The sequence below is a fragment of the Enterobacter cloacae complex sp. 402C9 genome (assembly GCF_050030745.1).
In the GTDB taxonomy this organism is placed as follows: Bacteria; Pseudomonadota; Gammaproteobacteria; order Enterobacterales; family Enterobacteriaceae; genus Enterobacter; species Enterobacter intestinihominis.
Genome location: NZ_JBLGUW010000001.1, coordinates 3009719 through 3021125 on the forward strand (window position 1 = coordinate 3009719; position 11407 = coordinate 3021125).

Annotated in this window: 7 protein-coding genes; 3 read left to right on the top strand and 4 right to left on the bottom strand. The window is 56.3% G+C overall.

Annotation, left to right across the window (positions count from 1 at the left end; all coding sequences use genetic code 11):
• The first annotated feature begins 539 nt into the window (after positions 1-539).
• Positions 540-2123 (top strand): TerC family protein, encoded by a 1584-nt coding sequence (locus ACQG1K_RS14445; protein ID WP_367075998.1) that lies wholly within the window; start codon positions 540-542, stop codon positions 2121-2123.
• Between the two features lie 90 nt (positions 2124-2213).
• On the opposite strand, the gene asmA is transcribed toward ACQG1K_RS14445, so the two are convergent.
• From asmA to udk, 3 genes are all read right to left on the bottom strand, one after another.
• A complete protein-coding gene (asmA, locus tag ACQG1K_RS14450; RefSeq protein ID WP_367076000.1) occupies positions 2214-4064 on the bottom strand; it encodes an outer membrane assembly protein AsmA in 1851 nt (616 codons plus the stop codon).
• A 23-nt stretch (positions 4065-4087) separates the two neighbouring features.
• Positions 4088-4669, bottom strand: coding sequence for a dCTP deaminase (gene dcd / locus ACQG1K_RS14455; RefSeq protein ID WP_006811250.1), 582 nt, complete (start codon positions 4667-4669; stop codon positions 4088-4090).
• 91 nt (positions 4670-4760) lie between these two features.
• A complete protein-coding gene (gene udk, locus ACQG1K_RS14460; RefSeq protein ID WP_000130320.1) occupies positions 4761-5402 on the bottom strand; it encodes a uridine kinase in 642 nt (213 codons plus the stop codon).
• Positions 5403-5744: 342 nt separating this feature from the next.
• Here udk and ACQG1K_RS14465 point away from each other — a divergent pair, with 342 nt between their 5' ends.
• Entirely contained in the window at positions 5745-9074 is a 3330-nt protein-coding gene (locus tag ACQG1K_RS14465) for a diguanylate cyclase (RefSeq protein ID WP_367076001.1), read from the top strand.
• Here the strand turns inward: ACQG1K_RS14465 and alkA are convergent.
• Positions 9039-9911 carry a DNA-3-methyladenine glycosylase 2 gene (alkA, locus tag ACQG1K_RS14470; RefSeq protein ID WP_367076003.1) on the bottom strand — a complete coding sequence of 291 codons (873 nt, stop codon included), beginning with the start codon at positions 9909-9911 and terminating at the stop codon, positions 9039-9041. The two genes, ACQG1K_RS14465 and alkA, sit on opposite strands and share 36 nt — an antisense overlap.
• 130 nt (positions 9912-10041) lie before the next feature.
• Here alkA and yegD point away from each other — a divergent pair, with 130 nt between their 5' ends.
• Positions 10042-11394 (top strand): molecular chaperone, encoded by a 1353-nt coding sequence (yegD, locus tag ACQG1K_RS14475; RefSeq protein ID WP_023306578.1) that lies wholly within the window; start codon positions 10042-10044, stop codon positions 11392-11394.
• The last annotated feature ends 13 nt before the right edge of the window (positions 11395-11407 follow it).

Below are 11407 nucleotides of genomic sequence, written 5' to 3' on the forward strand. Positions count from 1 at the left end.
GAGGCTGATTCACACGCTTTCAGGCACGCTACCGCCCTTGGCTTTCAGTTACCAATCCACTGACTAAACAATGCGTTATGGTTAGACACCCTCTTGGATCAGGCCTTTTGAGAAATATATCCGCCACCTTAAACGGGTGATTGATAATGTATAACCTTCACCAAAGACTGAAACAAAAATAGCAACAAGGAGATTTAACATTTGATGCTGGAAGAATTGTTGCAGCTAACCTAATAGCAGGCAAGGAGACAACCGTCCTAATATTCGTTTTTAAGATTAATATTAAGAGCAAAGTTTTGAGGTTTTCGGATTTTCTTTATATTGACAAAATAGAGCACCAGACCATTTATTGCGATATATCCTAAATATCGTCTTTTGTAATTAAATCTTCGCAATTACCTTATTTACACATCCCCGCAAATGGGTTTTACCTGAGTGTAGCATTAAGAGAAATCTCACCCCGGCATTGCAATTTCCGTCTGCTTTATCCATGATCGAAGTGTGACATTAGTCATATAACAGAAGGTATTGCATTTACTATGGAATGGATTGCCGATCCATCAATCTGGGCCGGGCTGGTGACGCTGGTCGTCATCGAATTAGTGCTCGGCATTGATAACCTGGTGTTTATCGCCATCCTTGCCGATAAATTACCCCCTTCACAACGCGACCGCGCCCGCGTGACGGGTCTTCTGCTCGCCATGGTGATGCGTCTGCTGTTACTGGCCTCAATATCATGGCTGGTCACGCTCACCAAACCCTTATTCAGCGTGCAGGGTCTGAGCTTTAGCGCCCGCGACCTGATCATGCTTTTCGGCGGATTGTTCCTGCTGTTCAAAGCCACGGTTGAGCTTAATGAGCGGCTGGAAGGAAAAGACAGTGAAAACCCCACCCAGCGGCGAGGCGCTAAATTCTGGCCGGTGGTCGCGCAGATAGTGGTGCTGGATGCCGTCTTTTCTCTCGACTCCGTGATTACTGCCGTCGGGATGGTTGACCATCTGGCGGTGATGATGGCCGCCGTGATCATTGCCATCACCCTGATGGTGCTCGCCAGTAAAGCCCTGACGCGCTTCGTGAACAGTCACCCGACTATCGTCATTCTCTGTCTGAGCTTCCTGCTGATGATTGGCTTTAGCCTGGTGGCGGATGGTTTTGGCTTCCATATCCCGAAAGGATATCTGTACGCAGCCATTGGTTTCTCGGTGCTTATTGAGTTTCTTAACCAACTGGCCATTTTCAACCGCCGCCGTTTTCTTTCCGCGAACCAGACATTACGACAGCGCACCGCAGATACGGTGATGCGCCTGCTGAGCGGCAAAAAAGAGGATGCCGAGCTGGATGCTGAATCCGCTGCGATGCTAGCCGACCACAGCGACGGGCAGATCTTCAACCCGCAGGAACGCCGGATGATAGAGCGCGTGCTTAACCTCAACCAGCGCTCGGTCAGCAGTATCATGACCTCCCGCCACGACATTGAGCATATTGACCTGACGGCACCGGAAGAGCAGATCCGTGTCCTGCTGGATAAAAACCAGCACACCCGCGTGGTGGTGACCGGCGGAGAAGAGGAAGAAGAGCTGCTGGGCGTGGTACACGTGATTGACCTGCTGCAACAGCAGCTTCACGGTGAGCCGCTCAACCTGCGCGCGCTGGTGCGCCAGCCGCTGGTCTTCCCGGAAGCGCTGCCGCTGCTCTCCGCGCTGGAGCAGTTCCGCAACGCGCGTACTCACTTCGCGTTTGTCGTTGATGAGTTTGGTTCTGTGGAAGGGCTGGTGACGCTCAGCGACGTGATGGAAACCATCGCCGGTAATCTGCCTAATGAGGTGGATGAGATCGATGCACGCCACGATATTCAGAAAAACGCAGACGGCAGCTGGACCGCCAACGGCCATATGCCGCTCGAAGATCTGGTGCAGTTCGTTCCGCTTCCGCTGGACGAGAAGCGCGAATACCACACTATCGCCGGTTTGCTGATGGAATATCTGCAACGTATTCCGCAGCCGGGCGAAGAGGTCCAGGTGGGGAATTACATGATCAAAACCTTGCAGGTAGAGAGCCATCGCGTGCAGAAGGTGCAGCTGATACCGCTGCGCGGTGAAGATGAGATGGATTTTGAGGTGTAAAAAAGCCGGGTGGCGCTTCGCTTACCCGGCCTACGGTGTCTGGCTTTTGTAGGCCGGGTAAGGCGAAGCCGCCACCCGGCACAACAGGCATCAGAGCTTATCGAGCAACTTTTTCACGTCTTTACCAGACTGAGACTCTTTATTGCGGTCCGCCCAGTCATTCAGCCGACGTTTCGCTTCATCCTGAAGGTGCTTACGCAGGATCTGATCGACCTGCAAACTGTAATTCAGTTCCTGCCATTTTCCGTACACGCGCAGCGGTATCGGCGTCTCTTTCAGGAACTCGACAAGCTGGCCTTCCCCTTCCCAGCCGGCCTTCACGCGGACGTTGAAGCGGGTGTCAACCGTCTCCTTCACCAGATCCAGCGCGCCGTTTCCGGTCAGCGCCAGCAGGGACGAGATTCCCTGCATCTCGTCGAGCGAGAGCTGACCGTTGTCGAGGGCAAGCTCGCTGGTAAAGCTGTCGAGACGGGTTGCGCTATCGTAGTTTTCATTCGCCTTCACGCTGCTGCTGCGCTCTACCGCCTGCTGCACCAGTTGCTGGAAGTTCAGCCCTTCCATGCGCGAATCTTTTAGCTCAACGTGCGCCTGCCCCTTCCAGCTACGACGGAAGGCGTCCGCATCAATCTTCGTGCCGGAGAAATCCCCGGCCAGCGACAGCTGCCCCGTGAGGGAAATCGGGTAATTAAAGGCTTTCAGGATGGTGCCAATTTCAACGTTTTCCAGACGCGGCTGGAACGCGGCGCTGGCAACGTCTTTACGTACGTCCAGCGTGCCCGGCAGGGAGAGATTTCCTGCCCCCATTTTTCCGCTGAGCTCAGAGATGACCAGCAGGCCGTTGTGGTTGAACATCTGGCTGTTGACGTCAGTAAAATCAATCCCACGCCAGCGCACGCTGTTCGCTTTCAGCAGAATGTCGGCGGTAAATCCGCGCAGACCATTGTAGTCAGGCAGATTGAGACTGGAGGAGATCACCGGACGCGACTGCGTGACCTGGCTTTGCCCTACCTGCGCGACACCCTCATCGGTCGCATTCACCGTTTGGGCCGCGAGCAGGTTCTCAAGGTTCAGCTTGTCGAATTGCAGATCCAACACCCACTTGGGTTTCTCATCAAGCGTGACGCTCGCCTGCCCCTTCAGGGAACTGTCGTTGGCCTGGAGGTTGAGCGCGTTCAGTTCGAGCTGTTTGCGCTCTTCGTGCCACACCGCCTGCATCGTGCCCTGGCCGGCGATCCCCTTCGCGGGTAAATCCGCGCCGGTCAGCTGCCAGTTGACCTGCTGAACGTCCGCCGTCAGCTGGTGCGGGTAGTCAGAGGCGTTCACGTTCGCATTCATCGACAGGTTGAGATCGCGCTGATTACGGTTGATCCGCCCGGAGAACTCCATGGTGGCGTGATGGTTGGCATCCTGCTCCATCCTGAGGTTGATATTGCGTACGGTGATCTGTTCGTCATCTTCATGCTGGAAAACCAGCACGCTGTCGGCAACTTTCAGATTACCAATATCGAACGACCAGCCGGTGTCAGACGGGACGTCAGGCAAGGTGTTTTCACGCGGTGCGACCGGAGCATTCGCCTGACGAACGGCTTCGGTTTGTGGCGTAAGCTGAATCACCGCCCCTTTCAGCATCACCTGTTCAACCTGGAGCTGATGGGATAAGAGCGGGATGAGCGCGACATCAAGACGCATGTTATCCGCCGTAACAAGCGGCTGCGCGGCGCCCGGCGCGGTGAGCGACATACGTCCGGAGAGAATGCTGAGCTGCGGCCAGACGTGCCAGCGCAGCGGCCCGTCCAGCTTGAGTTCATACCCGCTGCGCGCTTCAACCTGCCGCACCATGTAGGCCCGGAAGTCATTCGGGTTAACCAGCAGCACCAACGCTGAAAGGCCAGCCACCAGCACCACCAGCAAAATCATCAGCGTTGTCAGAACTCTTCTCATGGCTTCCTCAGTGAACTCACAGATCAGTCTTTATCGATACGGCTGGCAACCGCACCCTGCTGGTCGCGATATTTTGCGTCCTGACGGCGGTTATAAGGACGGTCTGCCGGGCCGGTCAGCGGTTCGAAGCTCAACGCACCGATCATCATTCCCGGGCGAAGCGCCAGCGGCAGTTTACCGGCGTTAAAGAACTCCAGCACGATACGGCCAGACCAACCCGGATCGATACGGTGCGCGGTGACGTGCACCATCAGGCCCAGACGCGCCAGAGAAGAGCGTCCGTCAAGCCAGCCGACCAGATCCGCAGGCAGCGTGACCGATTCAAAGGTCACCGCCAGCGCCAGTTCGCCAGGATGGAGATAAAACGCCTCTCCTTCTTCGATGACGATTTCGTCACTCATGACGCGATCCAGCGCTGCACTGACTTCGTCTTTCGGCCCGCTGAGGTCGATAAACGGTGCCGTGTGGCCGCTGAAGGTGCGGAACTTATTCCCCAGACGTACATCGACGGTCACGCCGTTAATACGCTCAACCGGCGGACGCGGGGTGATAGACAGGCGGCCTTCATCCAGCCAGGCTTCTATATCGCGGTCACAAAGACGCATGGCACTTTCTCCTTTCGTGCATCGCGCCCTGAATCCTTACGGCGTCAGGGCAAAACCAGGTTATCTCTGAACGGTACACAATTCACACGGCTTATTCAAAAAACTGACTGATTTTCGCTTTTAAGATATCAATGGCAATACGGTTTTTACCGCCGCGAGGCACAATAATATCGGCGTATTGTTTAGAAGGCTCAATAAATTGCAGGAACATCGGACGAACGGTTTTCTGATACTGCGCCATCACGGAGTCCATGGAGCGACCGCGTTCGTTAACGTCGCGTTTAATACGCCGCATCAGGCAGATATCCAGCGGGGTATCGACGAAAATCGAGAAGTTCATTGATTCGCGCAGACGGGCGTCGGTGAGCAGCAAAATCCCTTCAAGGATAATCACCTTCTTGGGCTCAATGCGGATCGTTTCCTGGGTGCGGGTATGTTCCACGTAACTGTAGACGGGCAGCTCAATCGCCTCGCCGCGCTTCAGCGCTTCCAGATGCTGGAACAGCAGACTGTGATCCATCGCACTGGGGTGGTCGTAGTTGGTTTTTACGCGCTCTTCCATCGAAAGATGGGATTGATCTTTGTAATAGCTATCTTCGGGAATAACACCGATATGCTCATCACCCACTTGTTCACGCAGTTCGCGATAAAGCGTACTGGCAATAAGACTTTTACCTGAAGCCGATGCGCCGGCAATGCCTATGATGACGCACTGATGAGACTTATCAGTCATAAATTTAGCGACCTGATTAACCTGGATGTAAGGAAGGACGACGCCGGAGCGTCAAACGCGGCAATTATAGGGATTTCGGGGGCGTGATACCAGTCGAATGCGCAGGTTATGCGAGGCGGGCTGAAAAGCGCCGTTTCACGCCTTTAGCGAAATTTTTACGCACGGATTTTCACCATTTCATCCCCCTTCTTCGCAGAGTAACTATTTTATAAGTCTATGAAGTCAAAATCTGAGCACTCAGCATATGAATTGTAAAATGTTTGTACTAGCATAAACCAAATTAATGATTTCACGCGTCCGGAGCTGGCTCCTGACAACACGGCGTCCCTGGATAGAGCGGTAATGAATAAACAATACCAGCGGGTTTTGGTTACTACCCCACATCCTTTACTGCGGCTTGTCTGTCTGGGTCTGGTCACGTTCATCTTCACCTTATTTTCCCTTGAGCTGACTCGCTTCGGTACGCTGCTGGCGCCATTGTGGTTCCCGACCTCCATTATGATGGTGGCGTTTTACCGCCATGCGGGAAAAATGTGGCCCGGCATCGCCCTCGCCTGCTCCTTTGGCAATATTTTTGCCTCGTGGATGCTCTTTTCATGGGAATCAATCAACTTAACCTACACGGCAATCAATATTATTGAGGCCTGTGTTGGTGCGGTGTTGCTGCGTAAGCTGCTCCCCTGGTATAACCCGCTGCAAAACCTCAACGACTGGATACGCCTTGCCCTCGGCAGCGCCCTGGTGCCACCGCTGGTGGGCGGCATTCTGGTTCATTTTCTGGTGCCAGGCGCGGAGCCGCTGCGTAATTTTCTGTTTTGGGTACTTTCAGAAGCCATTGGCGCGCTGGCGCTTGTACCGTTAGGTCTGCTGTTTAAACCGCATTACTTGCTGCGCCACCGAAACCCGAGACTGCTGCTGGAAACGCTGGTGACCCTGGTCGTTACGCTGGTTCTTAGCTGGACGGCAATCACCTGGCTGCCGTGGCCGTTCACCTGCATCATCGTTTTGCTGATGTGGAGCGCGGTACGCCTGCCGCGAATGGAAGCATTCCTGATTTTTTTATTCACCATCATGATGGTGTCCTTGATGATGGCGCGAAACCCGCCCTCCATGACACCTTCAAACATGATGGTGACCTTCAACGCGCCATGGCTTCCCTTTCTGATGATGCTGCTCCCCGCCAACATTATGACGATGGTGATGTATGCCTTCCGGGCCGAGCGTAAACATATTACTGAAAGCGAAGAACGTTTTCGTAATGCGATGGAATATTCCGCGATTGGTATGGCGCTGGTGGGCATTGAGGGCCAGTGGCTTCAGGCCAACAAGGCGCTGTGCAATTTCCTCGGTTACAGTCAGTCTGAGCTTCAGTCGCTCACGTTCCAGCAATTAACCTGGCCGGAAGATTTAAATACCGACCTGGAGCAGTTGCAACAGCTGATTAACGGGGAGATCAACAGCTACAGCCTCGAAAAACGCTACTACACCCGCAGCGGCGAGGTGGTGTGGGCGCTGCTGGCCGTTTCCGTTGTGCGCCATGCAGACGGCACGCCGCTCTACTTTATTGCCCAGATTGAAGACATCAACGACCTGAAACAGACCGAGTGGGTGAATAAGCGTCTGATGGAGCGTATCACCCTCGCGAACGAAGCCGGCGGCATCGGGATCTGGGAGTGGGATCTCGAGCCGGACGTGATCAGCTGGGATAAACGGATGTTTGAGCTGTACGAGATCCCCCCGCACATTAAACCCACCTGGCAGCTCTGGCATGCGGCCATGGTGCCTGAAGATCGTGCGCACGCCGAACAGGTACTGCGTGAGTCACTCCAGGCCAGGGTGCCTTTCAAGCTGGAATTTCGCATTCGCGTCAAGGATGGCATTCGCCACATTCGTTCGCTGGCGAACCGGGTGCTGAACAAACAGGGCGAAGTGGAGCGGCTGTTAGGGATCAACATGGATATGACCGAGGTGAAGCAGTTGAACGAGGCGCTGTTCCAGGAAAAAGAGCGCCTGCATATCACCCTCGACTCCATCGGCGAAGCGGTGCTGTGCACCGATATCGACATGAACATCACCTTTATGAACCCGGTCGCCGAGAAGATGAGCGGCTGGTCGCAAAGCGAAGCGCTGGGTCAGCCCGTTCTGAAGGTGCTGCACATTACCTTCGGCGAGAACGGCCCGTTAATGGAAAACATCCACAGCGGCGATATGTCCCGTACCGATATCGAACAGGATGTGGTGCTTAACTGCCGGAATGGAGGCAGTTTCGACATTCATTACAGCATTACCCCGCTCAGCACCCTGGAGGGGCACGCTATCGGCTCGGTGCTGGTGATTCAGGATGTCACCGAGTCGCGCAAAATGCTGCGCCAGCTGAGCTACAGCGCTTCCCATGACGCCCTTACCCACCTGGCGAACCGCGTCAGTTTTGAAAACCATCTTAAGCGCCTGTTGCAGACGGTACAGGAGACCCATCAGCGTCACGCGCTGGTCTTTATCGATCTTGACCGTTTTAAGGCGGTGAACGATACCGCAGGCCACGCGGCGGGCGACGCGCTCCTGCGCGAACTCTCTTCGCTGATGCTGACCATGCTGCGCTCCAGCGACGTGCTGGCGCGTCTGGGCGGCGACGAGTTTGGCCTGCTGCTGCCGGACTGCAACGTCGAAAGCGCACGCTATATTGCGGGCCGGTTGATCGACGCCATCAACAACTATCATTTTTCCTGGGAAGGACGCCTGCACCGCATCGGCGCCAGCGCGGGGATCACGTTGATTGACGACGCTAATTATCAGACAGCGGAAGTGATGTCTCAGGCCGATATCGCCTGTTACGCCTCGAAAAACAGCGGGCGCGGTGTGGTCACCGTCTATGAACCCCAGCAGGAGCGGATCCACAGCACGCGCAGCATGATGTCGCTGGATGAGCAGTGGCACATGATCAAAGATAATCATCTGCTGATGATCGCCCGCAGCGTCGCCTCACCGCGCATTCCCGAGAGCAGTAGCTTCTGGCTGATTTCCCTGCGGTTGTGGACCAGCCAGGGGGAAGTGCTGGAAGAGCATGCCTTCCGCGCCGGGCTGGCGGAGCCGGAGCTGCTGCACGCCCTTGACCGACGTATATTCAGCGAATTTTTCCGTACCTATGCCGCACAGGTGGCGGCCAAAGGGATGGGCGTCGCGCTGCCGCTCTCAGAAGCGGGTTTAGCCAGCGTCACGCTGGTGGATGAGCTGCTCGAGCTGATCACCAGAGGTCCGCTGCCGGCGCGGCTGCTGCATCTGGCGATCGCCGTTGATGTGCTGAGCAATACGGATGAAAACGTGCAGCAGGGTCTGCAAAAGCTTCGTCAGGCTGGCTGTCGCGTGGTGCTGACCCGGGTTGGACGCGATATGAACGTCTTCAGCCAGCTCAGCGCCAACACCGCTGATTATCTGCTGCTGGATGCAGACGTGGTGACCAACGTCCACGGCAATCTGATGGATGAGATGATGGTGACCATCATTCAGGGCCACGCCCAGCGTCTGGGCATAAAAACCATTGCCGGGCCATGCCATCAGTCGATCATGATGAATACGCTGTCGGGCATCGGCATTGACTTTATTTACGGCGACACCATCGGGGAAGCGCAGCCGCTCGATCTACTGCTGAATACCAGCTATTTCGCCATCAACTGACGGCGACCAGCCGTCGGTGTACCAGATATGTAACAGCGCATACGAGCGCCACGGCTGCCAGCGCTCGGCATAGCGACGGATCTGCGCGGGCGTCATACCGGCAAAGCGCTGTTTAATGAGATAATCATCCGGCAGGAATACATCCTTCGCCTGCCAGCCGCGCAAGGCCAGATAATTTGCGGTCCAGCGCCCGATGCCGGGGCGCTGCTGTAGCGCCTTCATCCCGGCCTCGACGTTCGCAGGCGGGAACAGCGGGAATTCACCGTCCACCACCGACTGCGCCAGATGAATCAACGACTCCGCACGCTTGAGCGGCATCCCAAGGGCTTTCAACGCCAGCGGATCCACCGCGGCCAGTACCTCTGGCGGAGGAAAACAGAGGTAGCCCGGCGCGTCCTGAATGGGTTCACCGCACAGCGCCACCACTCTTGACGCCAGTTTTGCCGCCATCGCAACGCTCACCAGTTGCCCGAGAATGGCGCGCACGCCCTGCTCATAGGCATCCATCGCGCCCGGCAAACGTAACCCCGGCCGCGCCGCGCCGAGGTCGCCCAGGGTCTGCGCAATTCTTAGCGGGTCGCAATCAAGATCGGACAGGCGGGCAGTGCGGTCCAGGCAAATATCCGCCACCGGGATCAGGCCAGGGCTGAGCGACACCGCCAGCGTATGGGTTGCGCTGTCTGGCGTAACCCGTAAAACGCCCTGGTGCCCCGCATAGCCAAAACTGCGTTCGTAGTAATCCTCCGTAACAGTCTCAACCCCTGTGACCGCACGCGCGGCAAGAAAGCCAAACATCCACTGCCAGTCGTAGGGCGGTTGCCAGTTCAGGGTGTACATCGTCTCTCCTTTTGTATTTACCTCAGCATAAACCGAAAGATCGCGTTGCGCCTTGCTTTCATATTCCTGTTGTCGCCTGGCAGACATTTCGCTAAAGTCTCGCCCCTTCTCACCGGCATGGGGATTTATTGTGTTTATTGGATTCGACTACGGCACCGCAAACTGCTCGGTTGCGATAATGCAAAACGGACAACCACAGCTCCTGAAAATGGAAAACGGCAGTACGCTGTTGCCGTCAATGCTCTGTGCGCCCACGCGTGAAGCGGTGAGCGAGTGGCTGTTCCGCCATCATCAGGTTCCGGCCACGGCGGCGGAAACCCAGGCGCTGCTGCGCCGTGCGGTCAGCTTTAACCGCGAGGAAGATATCGACGTTACCCCTTCCAGCGTGCAGTTCGGCCTCTCTTCCCTCGGGCAGTACATTGAAGACCCGGAAGAGGTCTACTTCGTTAAATCACCGAAATCCTTCCTCGGCGCCAGCGGCCTGAAGCCACAGCAGGTGGCGATGTTTGAAGATCTGGTCTGCGCGATGATGCTGCACATCCGCAATCAGGCGCAGTCGCAGGTGCCGGATGCCATCACCCAGGCGGTGATTGGCCGTCCGATCAACTTCCAGGGGCTGGGCGGCGACGAAGCCAACCAGCAGGCGCAGGGGATCCTTGAGCGTGCAGCGCACCGGGCTGGCTTCCGTGACGTGGTGTTCCAGTATGAGCCGGTTGCGGCGGGACTGGATTTTGAAGCCACGCTGACGGAAGAGAAACGGGTGCTGGTGGTGGACATCGGCGGCGGTACGACGGACTGTTCATTACTGCTGATGGGTCCGCAGTGGCATCATCGTCGCGATCGTGAAAACAGCCTGCTGGGGCACAGCGGCTGCCGCGTGGGCGGTAACGATCTGGATATCGCCCTGGCATTCAAGAGCCTGATGCCGCTGCTCGGCATGGGCGGTCAAACCGAGAAAGGCATCGCCCTGCCGATCCTGCCATGGTGGAATGCGATTGCCATCAACGACGTCCCTGCCCAGAGTGATTTTTACAGCACCGCGAATGGGCGTTTCCTTAACGATCTGGTGCGTGATGCGCAGGATGCAGAGAAGGTCGCGCTGCTGTATAAGGTGTGGCGTCAGCGTCTGAGCTACCGGGTGGTGCGCACCGCCGAAGAGAGCAAAATCGCCCTTTCCGATCGTCCTGAGCATGCGGTTACGCTACCGTTTATCAGGGACGATCTGGCTACGGCTATCACCCAGGAAGGGCTGGAAATGGCGCTGGCTCAGCCGCTACAGCGTATTCTGGAGCAGGTGCAGCTGGCGCTTGAGAATGGCAAAGAGAAACCGGACGTGATTTACCTGACCGGCGGTAGCGCCCGTTCCCCGCTGATCAAGAAAGCGCTGGCGGAACAGCTGCCGGGGATCCCGATTGCCGGCGGCGATGACTTTGGCTCCGTTACGGCAGGACTGGCCCGCTGGGCGCAGGTGGTGTTTAGCTAATGGGGTTGTGCCG